At 73.2% G+C, this 16,588-nt stretch carries 12 protein-coding genes; 11 read left to right on the forward strand and 1 reads right to left on the reverse strand.

Annotated features, from left to right (window positions below; all coding sequences use genetic code 11):
- Positions 1–12: 12 nt before the first annotated feature.
- The 11 genes from ACIQVL_RS36280 (at position 13) to ACIQVL_RS36330 (ending at position 13,496) form a co-directional block, all read left to right on the forward strand.
- Positions 13–831 (forward strand): class I SAM-dependent DNA methyltransferase, encoded by an 819-nt coding sequence (locus ACIQVL_RS36280; RefSeq protein WP_403477457.1) that lies wholly within the window; start codon positions 13–15, stop codon positions 829–831.
- Positions 828–1,961 carry a hypothetical protein gene (locus ACIQVL_RS36285; RefSeq protein WP_403477458.1) on the forward strand — a complete coding sequence of 378 codons (1,134 nt, stop codon included), beginning with the start codon at positions 828–830 and terminating at the stop codon, positions 1,959–1,961. Before ACIQVL_RS36280 ends, ACIQVL_RS36285 begins: the two co-directional genes overlap by 4 nt.
- Positions 1,958–2,680 carry a cyclase family protein gene (locus tag ACIQVL_RS36290; protein ID WP_403437435.1) on the forward strand — a complete coding sequence of 241 codons (723 nt, stop codon included), beginning with the start codon at positions 1,958–1,960 and terminating at the stop codon, positions 2,678–2,680. Before ACIQVL_RS36285 ends, ACIQVL_RS36290 begins: the two co-directional genes overlap by 4 nt.
- 21 nt (positions 2,681–2,701) lie before the next feature.
- Positions 2,702–3,934, forward strand: coding sequence for an MFS transporter (locus ACIQVL_RS36295; RefSeq protein ID WP_403477459.1), 1,233 nt, complete (start codon positions 2,702–2,704; stop codon positions 3,932–3,934).
- 114 nt (positions 3,935–4,048) lie between these two features.
- Positions 4,049–4,573, forward strand: coding sequence for a cupin domain-containing protein (locus ACIQVL_RS36300; RefSeq protein ID WP_403437439.1), 525 nt, complete (start codon positions 4,049–4,051; stop codon positions 4,571–4,573).
- A 94-nt stretch (positions 4,574–4,667) separates the two neighbouring features.
- Complete coding sequence (locus tag ACIQVL_RS36305; protein ID WP_403437441.1) at positions 4,668–5,846, forward strand: acyl-CoA dehydrogenase family protein; 1,179 nt, start codon at positions 4,668–4,670, stop codon at positions 5,844–5,846.
- A 9-nt stretch (positions 5,847–5,855) separates the two neighbouring features.
- Positions 5,856–6,701 (forward strand): oxygenase MpaB family protein, encoded by an 846-nt coding sequence (locus ACIQVL_RS36310; RefSeq protein WP_403437443.1) that lies wholly within the window; start codon positions 5,856–5,858, stop codon positions 6,699–6,701.
- A 60-nt stretch (positions 6,702–6,761) separates the two neighbouring features.
- Positions 6,762–8,996 carry a tetratricopeptide repeat protein gene (locus tag ACIQVL_RS36315; protein ID WP_403477460.1) on the forward strand — a complete coding sequence of 745 codons (2,235 nt, stop codon included), beginning with the start codon at positions 6,762–6,764 and terminating at the stop codon, positions 8,994–8,996.
- Positions 8,997–9,164: 168 nt separating this feature from the next.
- Complete coding sequence (locus ACIQVL_RS36320) at positions 9,165–10,736, forward strand: phytoene desaturase family protein (RefSeq protein WP_403437446.1); 1,572 nt, start codon at positions 9,165–9,167, stop codon at positions 10,734–10,736.
- A 100-nt stretch (positions 10,737–10,836) separates the two neighbouring features.
- A complete protein-coding gene (locus ACIQVL_RS36325; RefSeq protein WP_403437448.1) occupies positions 10,837–11,946 on the forward strand; it encodes an NAD(P)H-dependent flavin oxidoreductase in 1,110 nt (369 codons plus the stop codon).
- Positions 11,943–13,496, forward strand: coding sequence for an acyl-CoA synthetase (locus ACIQVL_RS36330; RefSeq protein ID WP_403437449.1), 1,554 nt, complete (start codon positions 11,943–11,945; stop codon positions 13,494–13,496). The genes ACIQVL_RS36325 and ACIQVL_RS36330 overlap by 4 nt, the downstream gene beginning before the upstream one ends.
- Before the next feature lie 27 nt (positions 13,497–13,523).
- Here the strand turns inward: ACIQVL_RS36330 and ACIQVL_RS36335 are convergent, their stop codons facing one another.
- A complete protein-coding gene (locus ACIQVL_RS36335; protein ID WP_403477461.1) occupies positions 13,524–16,433 on the reverse strand; it encodes an ATP-binding protein in 2,910 nt (969 codons plus the stop codon).
- Between the last annotated feature and the right edge of the window lie 155 nt (positions 16,434–16,588).

Here is a 16,588-nt window from a genome sequence, read left to right on the forward strand (position 1 = left end):
CAGGAGCCCTTCGTGCACGGAACGACAGAGTCCGCCGCCCCCAGACACGCGATCAGCTTCCCGCCCGTCGAACCCGAGACCGTGCGGGCGGAGCAGTGGACGTTCGACCTCATGGAGGACGGCGTACGGACCAGCATCCGCGCCCACGACTACCCCGAGATCTTCCGCCGCCCCGGCCTGTACGAGCAGTTGTTCCACGAGCGGCTGCGCTGCGCCTCCCCGCGGACGGCCCGTGACGCCCTGCTGTCCGAACTGCGCGACCACGGCGCCGACATCCACGCGCTGCGCGTCCTCGACCTCGGCGCCGGCAACGGCATGGTCGGCGAACTGCTGACGGCCGCCCGGGTCGTCGGCCTCGACATCAGCGAGGCGGCCCGCGACGCCTGCGTACGCGACCGTCCGCACGCCTACGACGCCTACTACGTCGCCGACATGACCGACCCGGGCGAGGACCTGCTGAAGCAGCTCGACCAGTGGGGCCTGGACGCCCTGGTGTGCGTCTCGGCGCTCGGCTTCGGCGACATCCCGGTGGCCGCCTTCGTCAACGCCTACAACGTCGTGGCCGACGGCGCCTGGGTCGTGTTCAACGTCAAGGAGACCTTCGTCGCCGACGACGACCGGACCGGCTTCGCCCGGCTGGTGTCCGGCATCATGGGCAGCGGCGCGCTGCGCGTCCACCGGATGGAGCGCTACCGGCACCGCTACTCGATCGACGGGGAACCTCTCTTCTACTACCTGTTCGTCGGGCGGAAGGTGCACGACCTCCCCCTCGACCCCGGGTGGGGCGGGCACACCGCGGGCGGTGCGTTCCCGGGCCGGACCCTGCCGTGACCGCGGACCCGCCCGTGGACGTCCTCCGCCTCGGCGGGGCGACGCTGCCCCTGCACCGGGCCGCCGAACCCGGCCACCTGCGCCTCGGCCTCGACGCCGACCCGCCCGGAACGGCGGCGCTCGCGCTCCTCACCGCCCTGCGGCACCGCACGGAGGTCCGCTGCGACCACGGCACGGCCACCCTGCACGCGCCGGACCGGCCGCTGCCGCCGGTCACCGGCAGCCGCCGCCTCGCCGCCGGGCACACCAACACCCTCGACATCGTCGACGAACGGTTCGCCGTGAAGTGGTACGCCGAACCCGCCCTCGGCACGACCCGCGAGCAACAGCTCCTGGCCCGGCTCACCGCCGCCCGCTGCCGTGTCACCCCCGCCGTTGCCGGTGCGCTCACCTGGCGCACGGACGGGCCGCCCACCACCCTGGCCGTGGTCACCGCCTACCTTGCCGGCGCCACGGACGGCTGGACACTCCTGGAGCACCTCGACCCGCTGCGCGCGGAGGACGAACTGCGGTCCCTGTGCCGGTCGTTCGGCACCGCCCTCGCCGAGCTGCACACCGCCCTCGCCCCCGGCTCGTACATCCGGCTCGGCTCCGCCACCCGCCTGGCCGGGATCAGCGCCCGGATCACGGCGGCGCGCGCGGTCTGCCGCGGCGACCTGCCGGTACCCGAACTGCCCCGGCACGCAACGGACCTGACGGCCCAGGACGTGCACGGCGACGTCCACCTCGGCCAGTTCCTCGTCGCCGACGGGCGGGTCCACGTGACCGACCTGGAGGGCGACCCCACGGAGCAGCCGTACGAGCGGGTCCGCCCCGACACGCCGCTCCGGGACCTGGCGTCGCTGCGCCGCTCGGTCCTGCTGGCGCACCTGTGGCGGCGGGACCGGCACGGCGACCCCCCGGCCGCCCGGGCCGTCTACGACCGCGCCCTGGCGGACCTCACGGACGCGTACGCCGTGGCCAGCGGCGGCCTGCCGGCCGGCTGGACGTCCTGGCTGCCGCTGCTGGAGCTGGAGAAGGCCGCCGGTGAGGTGCTGTACGCCCGGCGTTTCCTGCCCGAGTGGCTGCTGACGGCACGCGCCTGCTACGCCGACGCGGCCGCGTCCCTGGAACCGGAGCCCCACCGATGACGGCACCCGGCCCCGGACCCGTGCGGCCCGACCTCACCCGACCGGTCGACCTCACGCAGGAGTTCCACGACGGGATGCCGGTCTACCCCGGCCTGGTGCCCACCCGGATCCGCCCGCACCAGACACACGCCGGGACCCGGCTCCCGGACGGCACGTCCTACGCGTCGTACGGAGTGACCTTCAGCGACCACGCCGGCACCCACGTCGACGCCCCGAACCACATCGACCCGGCCGCCGGTGCCGCCGGGATCGACGAGCTGCCGCTCGCCTCGTTCTGCGGCCCGGGGATCTGCCTGGACCTCGCCGCGGACACCGGCCCGGTCACCCGGCCACGGCTGGCGGCGGCCCTGGCCGCGAGCGGCCTGCCCCTGCTGCCCGGGGACGTCCTGCTGCTCCGCACCGGCGTGCACGACCGGCTGGGCGGCACCGGCGCGTACCTCACCGACTACCGCGGCCTGGACGAGGACGCCTGCCGCTGGATCGCCGGGCACCGGGTGCGGGCCCTGGGGGTGGACCAGCCCAGCCCCGACGACCCGGACGACTCGGTCTCCCCGGCACACACGACGTTCGTCGCCGCCGGGATCCTGATCTACGAGAACCTGGCGAACCTGGGCAGCGTCGCGGGCCGCCGCTTCTGGTTCACGGGTTTCCCGATCCCGCTGCGCGGCGGCACCGGAGCCCCGGTCCGCGCCGTGGCCTTCCCGCCGGCCGGCACCTGAGGGCGGGGGAGTCACACGGCCATGTCCGTCCGACCGAGCGTGCCGCGGAGCGTGCTGCACCTGCACGGCTTCCGCCTGCTGCTTCTCGACCGGCTGCTCGCCCCCGCCGCGACGGCCGTCTCGACGGTGGCCGTCTCCTTCGCCGTCCTCGGCCTCTCCGGCTCCGTCACCGACCTCTCGCACGTGCTGGCCGCCCAGATCGCCCCGGCGCTGCTGCTCATGCCGGTCAGCGGAGTGCTCGCGGACCGGTTCGGCGCTCAGTACGTGATCGCCGCGGCCTGCCTGCTCACCGCGTGCTGCGAGGGCGCCCTGGCGTTCCTGCTGCTGACCGGGCACCCGGCCATCGGGCAGATCATGCTGCTGGAGGCCGGCACCGGCGCGGCCCTGGCGATGTTCCTCCCGGCCTCGACGGCGCTCCTGCCCCGGCTGGTGCCGGACACGGAACTCCAGCGGGCCAACGCGATCAGCCGGCTGGTGACGAACGGGGCGACCGTCGGCGGCGGCGCGTTCGCCGGGGCGGCCGTGGTCTCCTTCGGCCCCGGCCGGGCGCTGGCCGCGGACGCGGCCGCGATGCTCGCCGCAGCCGTCCCCAACCTCCTGATCCGCACCGCCCCGGCAGCCCTCCGGGCCGCACCCGACCTGTTCGGCGAACTGCGGGAGGGCTGGCGGGAGTTCCGCTCGCACACCTGGCTGTGGGTCATCGTCCTGCAGTACTCGTTCGTCTTCATGGCCTGCGCGTGGGGGTACGGCGTGCTCGGCCCCGTCGTCGCCCGGGACAGCCTGGGCGGCCCGGCGGCCTGGGGCGAGATCCTGGTCGCCGAGTCGCTCGGGCTGGTCGCCGGAGCCTGCGCCGCGACCCGCTTCACCACCCGGCGGCCCATGCTGTTCGTCGCCCTGTGCGGAGCCGCGGTCGCCGCTCCCACGCTCGCCCTGGCGCTGCTCCTGCCGCTCTGGCTGATCTGCGCGTTCTCGTTCGGGACCGGAGTGCTGGTGGAACTGATGATGGTCCAGTGGAACGTGGCCATGGCCCGCACCATCCCCGCGGACCGGCTGGCCCGGGTCGGCTCGTACGACATGCTCGGCACCGTGGTGGCCACGCCGTTCGGGACGCTGCTCGCGGGCCCGCTCGCGGCCACCATCGGGATCCGGCCGGCCCAGTTCGCCGCGGTGCTGCTGGCGGTCGCGGTCACCGTCCTCGCCCTGGCACCGAAGGAGATCCGCGCGGAGGCGGGCCGGGCCGGCGCGACCCGCTGACCCGATGGCAGGCATCGCCGATACGCGTTTCCGCCGCACCGCCGGACTGCCTAGCGTGACCCGGGTACCGCCCCGGCCCGCAAGCCTCCCGTGTGCCACCAGAGGAGCACCGCCATGAGCCAGCCGCCCCGCCGGATCGTCACCGGTCACGACGAGACGGGCACCTCCGTGTTCCTCTCCGACGGCGAACCGCCCGTCATCCGGACCGCACCCGACGGCGCCGCCTTCTACGAGCTGTGGAACACCGACGCGGTCCCCGCACCCGTCGCGGCGGACGAGCCCGAGCCCACCGAGCGCGACCTGACCGTGCCGCCGGCCCCCGGCGGCACCAAGATCCGCGTCAACGAGTTCCCGCCGGGCTGCGTCTCCCCGACCCACCGGACCCAGACCGTGGACTACGGCATCGTCCTGGCCGGCGAGGTCGTCCTCGTCCTCGACGACTCCGAGCGGGTGCTGCGCGCCGGGGACGTGGTGATCCAGCGCGGCACCGACCACCGCTGGGAGAACCGCACGGACACGGCGGCCCGGATGGTGTTCGTCCTCGTGGACGGCGCCTTCACCGAGCCGCTGCTGAAGGTCCTGGGCGCCGGGGTGCTCGGCTCCCTGCACGGCAGCCCGCTGGCGCCCGGCCAGAGCTGACACCGGTCGCGGCGGGCCGCCGCCATTCCCTATTTCTGGAACACGTTCTACGGTGTGCGCCGTCAGGACCGCCCTTGGGGAGCCTGGAGGCGCCGTGCACCTCGACCACACGTCCGAGCAACAGCGGCTGCGCACCGAACTGCGCGCCTACTTCGCCGGCCTGGTGCCGGAGAACGCCTACGCCCGCTACGCCGACCCGGCCGCGCAGAAACGCTTCTACCGGGAGACCGTCCGCCGCCTGGGCACCGACGGCTGGCTCGGCGTGGGCTGGCCGAAGGAGTACGGCGGCCGCGGCCTGACCGCGATGGAACAGTTCATCTTCTTCGACGAGGCCGCCCAGGCCGGCGTACCGCTGCCGCTGATGGCGCTGAACACCGTCGGCCCGACGATCATGCAGTACGGCACCGACGAGCAGAAGTCGTACTTCCTGCCCCGCATCCTCTCCGGCGAGATCGACTTCGCCATCGGCTACAGCGAACCCGACGCCGGCACCGACCTCGCCGCCCTGAAGACGAGGGCCGTCCGCGACGGCGACGAGTACGTCGTCAACGGCCAGAAGATCTGGACCACCAACGGCGACACCGCCGACTGGGTCTGGCTCGCCACCCGCACCGACCCCGAGGCCCCGCCGCACAAGGGCATCACCATGCTCCTGGTGCCGACCACCGACCCCGGCTACTCCTGCACCGTCATCAACACCCTCGCCTCGCACGACACCACGGCCAGCTACTACGAGGACATCCGCGTCCCCGTCGCCCGCCGGGTCGGCGAGGAGAACCGCGGCTGGCGGCTGATCACCAACCAGCTCAACCACGAGCGCGTCACCCTCGCAGCCCACGGCACCATGGCCATCCGCGCCCTGCACGACGTGCAGCGCTGGGCCATGGAGACCAAGCTCGCCGACGGCCGCCGGGTCGTCGACCTGCCCTGGGTGCGCCGCAACCTCGCCCGCACCCACACCCGCCTCGACGCCATGAAGCTCCTCAACTGGCAGATGGTGAACGCCGTACAGGAAGGCACCCTCACCCCGCAGGACGCCTCCGCCGTCAAGGTCTACGGCTCCGAGGCCCGCCGCGACGCCTACGCCTGGCTGATGGAGGTGGCCGGTGCGGCCGGTCCGCTCAAGGAGGGCTCGGCGGGCGCGGTCCTCCACGGCGACCTGGAGCGCGGTTACCGCTCGGCGGTCATCTTCACCTTCGGCGGCGGCAACAACGAGATCCAGCGGGAGATCATCTCCTGGATCGGACTGGGGATGCCACGGGTACGGCGTTAGCCTGCCGGTATGGACGGTGACGCCGGGCTCTTCACCCCCGACTCCGTGACCTGGCAGATGCACGGCGACCCCATGATGTGGGTCGCCGGCATCCGGGCGCTGTACCTCCAGGCCCTGCATCCGCGCGCGGTACGCGGTGTCATGGAGAACTCCGACTTCCGCCGTGACGCCTGGGGCCGGCTGATGCGGACCGCGGACTTCGTCGGTACGACGACCTACGGCACCACCGAGGCCGCCGAGCGGGCCGGGGCGCGGATCCGGAAGATCCACAGCATGCTGGGCGCCACCGACCCGGACACCGGCCGGCGGTACGGCGTCGACGAACCCGACCTGCTGCTGTGGGTGCACTGCGCCGAGATCGACTCCTACCTGCACGTCGTCCGCCGCTCCGGCTTCCCGCTCACCGACGCGCAGGCCGACCGCTACATCGCCGAACACCGGGTCAGCGGCCGCCTGGTCGGCCTCGACCCCGCCGCCGTGCCCGGCGACCAGGAGGAGATGGCCTCCTACTTCGAGAAGGTACGGCCGCAGCTCGCCGCCGGCGCCGACGCACGCGCGGTGGACGACTTCCTGCTCCGCCCGCCGACGCACCCGCTCCTCATACCGGCGCGTGCAGCACTGTGGCGGCGCGTGGCCCGCCTCGCGTACGCCTCTCTGCCGCCGTACGCCCACGAGCTGTACGGCAGACCGGCCCCGCGGCCGGCCGCCGTCACCCGCCGACTGCGCGCCACCGGCACCCTGTTGCGCTGCGTTCCCGCACGTCTGCGTTGGCAACTCCCGCCCAAACACATCCTGCGCGCCATGGCGAGGCTCGGCCCGGACGCACGCCCCGCACCGTACAAAGTCGGGCGATAGACAGCCATACTGGGCGAGCAGGGGGGTGTCACGGACCGCGACGGGGGGCGACGGCGCGCGATGGCTGACAGCAGGCTGGTCCAGGGACGGTACCGGCTGCTCGACCTGATCGGGCGGGGCGGGATGGGCGAGGTCTGGCGGGCCCGCGACGAGTCGCTCGGCCGGCAGGTCGCCGTCAAGTGCCTCAAACCGCTCGGCCCGCACCACGACCAGGCGTTCACCCGCGTGCTGCGGGAGCGGTTCCGGCGCGAGGCCAGGGTCGCCGCCGCCCTCTCGCACCGCGGGGTCACCGTCGTGCACGACTTCGGCGAGTACGACGGCATCCTCTACCTGGTGATGGAACTGCTGGACGGCCGCAACCTCAGCCAGCTCCTGGAGGACGACAGACACCACCCGCTGCCCGTCGGCGACGTCGTCGACATCGCCGAGCAGGTCGCCGCCGCCCTCGCCTACACCCACCAGCAGGGCATCGTGCACCGGGACCTGAAGCCGGCCAACATCATGCGGCTCACCGACGGCACGGTGAAGATCTGCGACTTCGGGATCGCCCGCCTCGGCCACGACATCGGTTTCACCTCCCGGCTGACCGGCACCGGCATCGCCATGGGCACCCCGCACTACATGTCCCCGGAGCAGATCGGCGGCACCGAGGTCGACCAGCGCAGCGACCTGTACTCACTGGGCTGCGTCCTCTACGAGATCGCCACCGGGGCGCCGCCGTTCGACCTCGACGACGCCTGGGCGATCCTCGTCGGCCACCGCGACACCCCGCCCGCCCCGCCGCGCAGGCACCGCCCCGAACTGCCCGGCTGGTTCGAGCAGGTCGTCCTCGACCTGCTGGCCAAACGGCCCGAACAGCGGCCGTACGACGCCCGGGAGCTGGGCCGCCGGATCGTCTCCGGACGGACGACACCCACCTACGTCCCCACCGTCGTCACCGCGCAGCCCCGGTTCCGGACCACGGAACCGGGTGCCCGCGAGCCCCGGCTGCCGTCCTGGACCCGGGGCATGACCACCGGCCACAAGGCGACCGGCGCCGCCCTGCGCACCACCCCGCCCGACCCCGGCGCCGGCCTCACCGGCGAGTGGACCGTCCGCCCGGCCAACGGCGTCGCGGAACCGCACCCGGCCGTGCCCGGCCCCTCCCCGGAGACCCTCGCCGCCCTCGCCGGCCGGCACAACGCCGGGCTCAGCCTGGGACGGCTCGGCCGCTGGGCCGAGGCGGGCGACGTGCACCGCGCCGTCGCCGCCGAACGCACCCGCCTCCTCGGCCCCGACCACCCGGACACCCTCGCCAGCCGCTACGAGATCGCCTTCACCCTCAGCCGCACCGGCCGCCCCGCCGACGCGCTGCGCGAGTACACCGAGGTCGCCGCCGCCCGGGAGCGCGCACTGGGCGCCGACCATCCCGACACCCTCGCCACCCGTCAGGAAACGGCGTACGTGCTGGGTCAGTTGGGCCGCCACTTCGACGCCCACCAGGTGTACACGGCCGTCCTCGCCGTCCGGCAGCGGCTGGCCGGCCCCGACCATCCGGACACCCTGCGCTGCCGCCACAACCTCGCCTTCAACCTCAGCAGGCTGGGCCGCCTGGAGGACTCCTACCGCATGGCCCACGACGTGGCCGCGGCGCGCGCCCGGGTGCTCGGCCCGCTCCACCCCGACACCCTGGTCACCCGCTACGAAGTCGCCTACGCGGCAGGCCAGTTGGGTCGCTGGGACGAGGCACTGCAGACCTATCGCGAGGTGGCCGAGGCCCGTGGCCGGGCCCTCGGTGCCGACCATCCCGACACCCTCGCCGCCCGCTACGAGGTCGGCATCAGCCTGGGCCGCCTGGGCCGCAGCGCCGACGCGCTCACCCTCTACCGCGCCCTGATCGACGACCGCACCCGCGTCCAGGGCCCCGCCCACCCCGAGACCCTGCGGGCCCGCCACGGCCTCGGCGTCAACCTCGGCCGCCTGGGCCGCTGGGAGGAGGCCCTGGCCGAGTCGCGTGACGTGTGCGCGATCAGGGAACGGGTGCTGGGCCCGGACCACCTGGACACCCTGGTCAGCCGCCGCGAGGTCGCGGTGGGCCTCGGCTGGCTGGGCCGCTGGCCGGACGCGCTGACGGAGTACCGGCGGGTGGCCGGCGCACGGGAACGAGTCCTCGGCCCCGACCACCCGGACACCCTCGCCAGCCGCAACGACGAGGCGCACTGCCTGGAGCAACTGGGGCGGGGCGCCGAGGCGGTGGAGCTGTACCGACGCGTGGCGGTACTGCGCCAACAGCGGGCATCCGGCGGACGGCTCTGAAGCGCGCCCCACAACGCGCCCCAAAGGGGCGTGGGGCTGTGACACACATGCGGCTCCGCCGCGTGGGCGCGACCAGCCACATACGACCCGCACGCGGGAACCGGCCTTCCCGTGGAGCGCACCGGCATGCCTCTTACCCGCCTAGATCATCATGTGTTACGAAGAACCATGCCCCCTGCCACCGAAGCAACCCGGAGCTACGACGCCATCATCGTCGGCGGCGGCCACAACGGCCTCGTCGCGGCGGCCTATCTGGCCCGGGCCGGCCGCACCGTCCTGGTGCTGGAGCGGCTGGGCCGCACCGGCGGCGCCGCGGTCTCCACCCGCCCCTTCGCCGGCGTCGACGCACGGCTGTCCCGCTACTCCTACCTGGTCAGCCTGCTGCCGAGGAAGATCGTCCGCGACCTCGGCCTGGACTTCCGGGTCCGCGGCCGCACCATCTCCTCGTACACGCCCGTCGAGCGCGACGGGCGGCCGACCGGACTGCTGGTCGGCGGCGGCGAGCGGCGGATCCGCGAGGCGTTCGAAAGGCTGACCGGAGGAAAGGCGGAGTACCAGGCCTGGCGGCGGTTCTACGGCACGACCGGCCGGGTCGCCGAGCGCGTCTTCCCGACGCTCACCGAACCGCTGCCCTCGCGCGAGGAACTGCGCCGCCGCATCGACGACGAGTCGGCCTGGCGCGCCCTGTTCGAGGAGCCGATCGGGGTCGCGATCGAGGAGAACTTCGAGGACGACCTGGTGCGCGGGGTCGTCCTCACCGATGCGCTGATCGGCACCTTCGCCGACGCCCACGACGCCTCGCTGCGCCAGAACCGCTGCTTCCTCTACCACGTCATCGGCGGCGGCACCGGCGCCTGGGACGTACCGGTCGGGGGCATGGGCGCCCTCACCGACGCGCTGGCCGCCGCCGCGCGCTCGGCGGGCGCGGTGCTCGCCACCGGGCACGAGGCGGTACGGATCGAGACCGACGGGCGGGCCGCCGAGGTCGCCTACCGCACCGCGGACGGGGAGCGCGTGGCCGCCGCCCGGCACGTCCTGGTCGGCGCCTCCCCGCAGGAACTCGCCGCGCTCACCGGCGACCCGGCCCCGGAGCCCGCCGAGGGCGCCCAGCTCAAGGTGAACATGCTGCTCAAGCGGCTGCCCAGGCTGCGCGACACCGCCGTCGACCCGCGCGAGGCGTTCTCCGGCACCTTCCACATCGCCGAGGGCTACGGCCAACTCGCCACCGCGCACGCCCAGGCGGCGGCCGGCCGGCTGCCCGCCGCCCCGCCCTCCGAGATCTACTGCCACTCCCTGACCGACCCCAGCATCCTCGGCCGTGACCTGGCCGAACGCGGCTACCAGACACTCACCCTGTTCGGCCTGCACACCCCGGCCCGGCTCTTCGCCGCCGACAACGACGCCGTACGCGACGAACTCCTCAAGTCCACCCTCGCCCAGTTCGACGCCCACCTCGCCGAGCCGATCGTCGACTGCCTGGCCCTGGACGCCGACGGCCGCCCCTGCATCGAGGCCAAGACCCCCCTCGACCTCGAACGCGACCTGCGCCTGCCCGGCGGCAACATCTTCCACCGCGACCTCTCGTGGCCCTACGCCCAGGACGGCACCGGCCGCTGGGGCGTGGAGACGCGGCACGCCAACGTCCTGCTGTGCGGGGCGGGCGCGGTGCGCGGCGGAGGGGTGAGCGGGGTGCCGGGGCACAACGCGGCGATGGCGGTGCTGGAACAGCGGGACGACTGACCGCCGACCGGGACGCCGCCGACCCTGACGCTCCCAAAGAATCTGACGGAGCATCAGAAAACCTCTTCCGTCGGCCGCACGACTGCGGCATCCTGCGCCCATGCAGACGGAGCTGAGCAAGACCCTGGGAGTCGAGCACGCCGTCTTCGGCTTCACGCCGTTTCCCGCCGTGGCCGCGGCCATCAGCCGGGCCGGCGGCTTCGGAGTGCTCGGCGCGGTCCGCTACACCGCCCCCGACGACCTCAAACGCGACCTCGACTGGATCGAGGCGCATGTCGACGGCAAGCCGTACGGGCTCGACGTCGTCATGCCGGCCAAGAAGGTGGAGGGCGTCACCGAGGCCGACGTCGAGGCGATGATCCCGGAGGGGCACCGGCAGTTCGTGCGGGACACCCTCGCCAAGTACGGCGTGCCCGAGCTGGCCGAGGGGGAGGCGTCCGGCTGGCGCATCACCGGCTGGATGGAACAGGTCGCCCGCACCCAGCTCGACGTCGCCTTCGACTACCCGATCCGGCTGCTCGCCAACGCCCTCGGCTCACCGCCCGCCGACGTCGTCGACCGCGCCCACGACCAGGACGTCCTCGTCGCCGCACTCGCCGGCAGCGCCCGGCACGCGGTCAAGCACAGGGACGCGGGCATCGACATCGTCGTGGCCCAGGGCTACGAGGCCGGCGGCCACACCGGCGAGATCGCCACCATGGTGCTCACCCCCGAGGTGGTCGACGCCGTGGCGCCCCTGCCCGTCCTGGCGGCCGGCGGGATCGGCAGCGGCCGGCAGGTGGCCGCCGCGCTCAGCCTCGGCGCCCAGGGGGTGTGGCTGGGCTCCATGTGGCTGACCGTCACGGAGGCGGATCTCTCCTCGCCCGCCGTGACCCGCAAACTGCTCGCCGCCGGCTCCGGCGACACCGTCCGCTCCCGCGCCCTGACCGGCAAACCGGCCCGCCAGCTGCGCACCGAGTGGACCGACGCCTGGGACGACGCGAACGGCCCGGGCACCCTCCCCATGCCCCTGCAGGGACTGCTCGTCGCCGAGGCACTGACCCGCATCCAGAAGTACGAGGTCGAACCCCTGCTCGGCACCCCCGTCGGCCAGATCGTCGGCCGCATGACCGCCGAACGCAGCGTCCGGGCCGTCTTCGACGACCTCACCCGGGGCTTCGAAGAGGCCGTCGACCGCATCAACCGCATCGCCGGAAGGAGCGGCAAGTGACCAGCACGCCCCCCGCCGGGTTCTGGGCCCAGGCCACGAGCGATCCCGACCGCACGGTGCTCGTCGCACCCGACGGCGAGGAATGGACCGCCGGCCGCCTGCACGCGGCCGTCAACCGGCTCGTCCACGGACTCCGGGCCGCGGGCCTGGAGCGCGGCGACGCCTTCGCGGTCGTCCTGCCCAACGGGCCCGAGTTCTTCACCGCCTACCTCGCCGCCACCCAGGCCGGCCTCTACCTCGTCCCGGTCAACCACCACTTCGTCGGCCCGGAGATCGCCTGGATCGTCGCCGACTCCGGCGCCAAGGTGCTCATCGCCCACGAACGGTTCGCCGCCCCGGTCCGGCACGCCGCCGACGAGGCCGGCCTCCCCGCCACCCACCGGTACGCGGTCGGCGAGATCGCGGGCTTCCGCCCGTACACCGAACTCCTCGACGGACAACCGGAGTCGGCCCCGGCGGACCGCGAACTCGGCTGGGTCATGAACTACACCTCGGGTACGACGGGCCGCCCCCGCGGCATCCGCCGCCCGCTGCCCGGCCGACTCCCCGAGGAGGCCTACCTCGGCGGCTTCCTCGGCATCTTCGGCATCCGCCCCTTCGGCGACAACGTCCACCTGGTCTGCTCGCCGCTCTACCACACGGCCGTCCTCCAGTTCGCGGGCGCGTCCCTCCACATAGGCCACCGCCTGGTCCTCATGGACAAGTGGATTCCCGAGGAGATGCTCCGCCTGATCGACACACACAACTGCACCCACACCCATATGGTCCCGACCCAGTTCCACCGGCTGCTCGCCCTCCCCGAGGATGTGCGCGCACACCATGACGTCTCCTCCATGCGCCACGCCATCCACGGCGCCGCCCCCTGTCCGGACCACGTCAAGCGGGCCATGCTCGACTGGTGGGGCCCCTGCGTCGAGGAGTACTACGCGGCCAGCGAGGGCGGCGGTGCCTTCGCCACCGCCGAGGACTGGCTGAAGAAACCCGGCACGGTCGGCAGGGCCTGGCCCATCAGCGAACTCGCGATCTTCGACGACGACGGCAACCGGCTGCCGCCCGGCGAACTCGGCACCGTCTACATGAAGATGAACACCGGCGGCTTCGCCTACCACAAGGACCAAGCCAAGACGGAGAAGAACCGCATCGGCGACTTCTTCACCGTCGGCGACCTCGGCTACCTCGACGAGGACGGCTACCTGTTCCTCCGCGACCGCAAGATCGACATGATCATCTCGGGCGGGGTCAACATCTACCCCGCCGAGATCGAGTCCGTGCTCCTCTCCCACCCCGCCGTCGCCGACGCCGCCGCCTTCGGCATCCCGCACGACGACTGGGGCGAGGAGGTCAAGGCCGTCGTGGAACCCGCCCCCGGCCACGAGCCCGGCCCCGACCTCGCCGCCGGCCTGCTCGCCCACTGCGCCGGACAGCTCGCCGGCTACAAGTGCCCCAAGACCGTCGACTTCATCGCCGAGATGCCCCGCGACCCCAACGGCAAGCTGTACAAGCGGCGGCTGCGGGACCCGTACTGGGAGGGACGCACCAGGCCGGTGTGACCGGCCGGGACACGGCGACCCGGCGCCTCAGGAGCGCGGCCGGTGCCGGGCCTCCAGGAACCCGGCGAGGCCGGCGGCATCGGTGCCGAGCTTGCGGTAGACACGGGACAACAGCTGCCGCACGCCCTGTTCGGTGAGGTGCAGCTCCTTGGCGACCACACCCGCCGAGTGCCCCTGGACGGTCAGTTCGGCGGTCCGCAGCTCCGGCGCGGTGAGCGTGTCGACCTGCGCGTAGCGCAACGGCAACGGCCGCAGCCCGGCCGCCGACAGCTCCTCCCTGGCCCGCGCGGCGAGCACCTCGGCCCCGCAGTGGACGGCTCCCTCCAGCCCCTGGTAGAGCCGGTCGGCGGCCTCCTGGAGCCGGCCGCCCAGGGACAGGGCGGCACCGTGGCCGATCTGGGCGCGGGCGAGTTCGTAGGCGGCCGGCGACTGCTCCAGCTGCTCGACGGCCTGCGCGTACAGGTCGACCGCCGCCGGCCCGCAGGTCACCTCGGCGAGCGTGTGCAGGGCCTGCCCGACGGCCGAGGCGGCACCGAACTCCCGGGCCCTGCGCACCGCTTCCTCGGCATGACCCACCGCCTCCTCGGGCGCGGTGGGAGCGAGCGCGGTCGCCAGCCGCAGCTGCCACGGGCACCAGGCCGGGTTCCGCCAGCCCCGCCCGTCCAGCCACTCCCCGACCTCGGACAGCAGCCGCGCAGCCTCGGCGTGCCGCCCCTCGGCGAGGAGCAGTTCGGCGTAGACGGTGCGGGGGTCGGGGTAGATGACTGCGTTGACCGGTGTCGCGCCGAAGTGGTGATCGTCGGCGAAGGCGCGGGCCTCGGCGACGCGCCCGCGGGCCAGCAGGGTCTTGATGAGGATGCTCACGCCGAACCACTGGGCGGCCACGACCCCGTCCACCTTGTCGGCGATCCGCAGTCCCTCCCGCACGGCGTCCTCGGCTTCGGCCAGGCTGCCGCGGCGGTAGCGAATGTACCCGGCGATGGTCTGGCCGAACGCCAGGTGGGAACCGTGCCAGCCCTTGGCCACGCATTCGGCGATCCCCTGGCTGAACAGCTCCTCGGCCCGGCGCGGCCGGTCGCCGTACATGAACACCAGGGCGACGGAGAGGGGTACCTCGAACCCCCGGTTCTCGTCGGTCCAGCTCATGCCGCCGGCCAGGGCCTTGTCGGCGTACGCGAGCGAGGTCTCTCTCGGTTCGCCGCGCATGGCCGCGTCCCAGGCCCGCAGCCCGAGGATGTAGCGCTCCTCCAGGCTGCGGCCGGGCAGTTTCTCGGCCAGTCGCGCCAGCGTCCGGGAGCGGGTGGGTGAGTCGTGGTCGTCCGGCCGCACCATGCTCCAGACGAACTGATCGGCCTGCATCCGCAGTTTGACGCGCGGATTCGTGGCCTGCCGTGCCTCTTCGGCCGCCACGTTCACGGCCTCGGCCAGCTGATCGGTGTGGGCCATGGCTGTGGTCAGCCGGTAGACGATGGAGGCGCGCAGATCGGGGTCGACGTGCGGCTGGGCCAGCGCCTGGCGCAGGTGCCGTACCGTGGCCGTGGGTTCGATCAGGAAGGTGGCGCAGGCCAGTTCGTGGAGGACCGCGGCACGGTCCTCGGGCAGGGGCGGTTCCTGCACCGCGCGGGTCAGCAGGCGCCGGGCCGCCTCTGTGGCTCCGGCGCGCAGGTATGCGCGGGCGGCCTCGCGCAGACACGCGACGGTCTCCGGACGGTCCTCGCAGGGGACCTCCAGCAGATGCCGGGCGGCCTTGGCGGGTCCGTAACCCGCGGCGAGTAGGGCCTGCGCCGCGGTGTTGTGCAGACCGGTCCGGAAGCCCGTGCGGATGGACCGGTAGATCGTCGTGGCGATCAGCGGGTGCACGAACTCCAGCTCGCCCTCGTGGCCGTGCCCCTCCGCCAGGATCCGCGCCGCCCGCAGCTTCTCGGTCGCCTCGGTGACGGCCTCGTCACCGAGCACGGAGATGGCCGCGGCGAGCTCCGGCGAGAACGGCGAGCCGAGTACGGCTGCGGTCTGCGCGAAGCGCACGGTCGTGGTGCCGAGCCGTTCCAGGCGTTCGATCAGCCCCGGGCCCTTGATCGCGGCGGCCAGCTCGCGCATCGCGGGCAGCTCCTCGTCGGTGCCGCCCAGTTTCCGCTCCGCGAGTCCGATGGCTAGTTCCACCGCCTCGAAGGGGCTGCCACCGGTCGCCGACCAGCATTCCTTGCAGAACCGGTCCCCGGCTGCCTCCCCGATCTCGTTCCTGACGATCTGCGCGACGCCCTCCTGGGTGAGCAGGGCCAGGCTGTGGGGGCGGTCCCCGTGGTCTCCGACGAGGGTGCGGAACTTGCCCGCCTCGGGGGGCAGTTCGTCGGGCCGGTAGGTGACGACGAACTGCAGGGGGAGATCCTCGACCCGTGGTGCGAAGGAGGTGAGCCAGCTCAGTGACTCCGGGTCGGTCCAGTGGAGGTCATCCAGGAGTACGACGACGGGGGCCTTCTTCACCGTGAGGCGCGTCATGACCCAGTCGAGTCCCTCGCGGACTCCGGTCGGGTCCGGCGCGGGGGCGGGTCCTGTGGCTTCGAGTCCGAGGACGGCGGCAACGGTGTCGTACCAGCTGCCCAGGAAGACGCGGAGTTCCGCCTCGCCCATCCTCGCAAGTGACGGTTGCATCAACTGGCGTACCACGTGGAACGCCGAGCCCTGCTCCGTCTCGCTGCCCGTGCCCGACAACACGGTGAACTTGTGTGCAACGGCTCGGGCGCGAGCTTCCGTGACGAGTGCCGTCTTGCCCAGTCCGGCCGCTCCGGAGAAGGCGAGCAGCCCTTTGCTCCGTGTGCGCGGGACGCCGCCCGTGGCGCGCCGCAATTCCCGGAACGCCGCGTCGAGGGCCTGAAGTTCCCGTCGGCGCTCGATCAGGGTTTCTTGGTCCGTGATCGGTTGCCGCGGCTCCGTCGCCATATGCCGTACCGCTTTCTTTCGTTCGGCCCGGGGACAGCCGAGCGTACGCCCTGACGCGGTGTGAGCAGGCCGGACTGAGTACTATCGGGTGAATCATGAACTGCAGAAGGGATAATGTCCGTCTTCCGGGTAGGGGATTGTGATCGCCACCTTCT

Origin of the sequence: Streptomyces sp. NPDC090499 (genome assembly GCF_044769305.1) — a bacterium.
Lineage (GTDB): Bacteria > Actinomycetota > Actinomycetes > Streptomycetales > Streptomycetaceae > Streptomyces.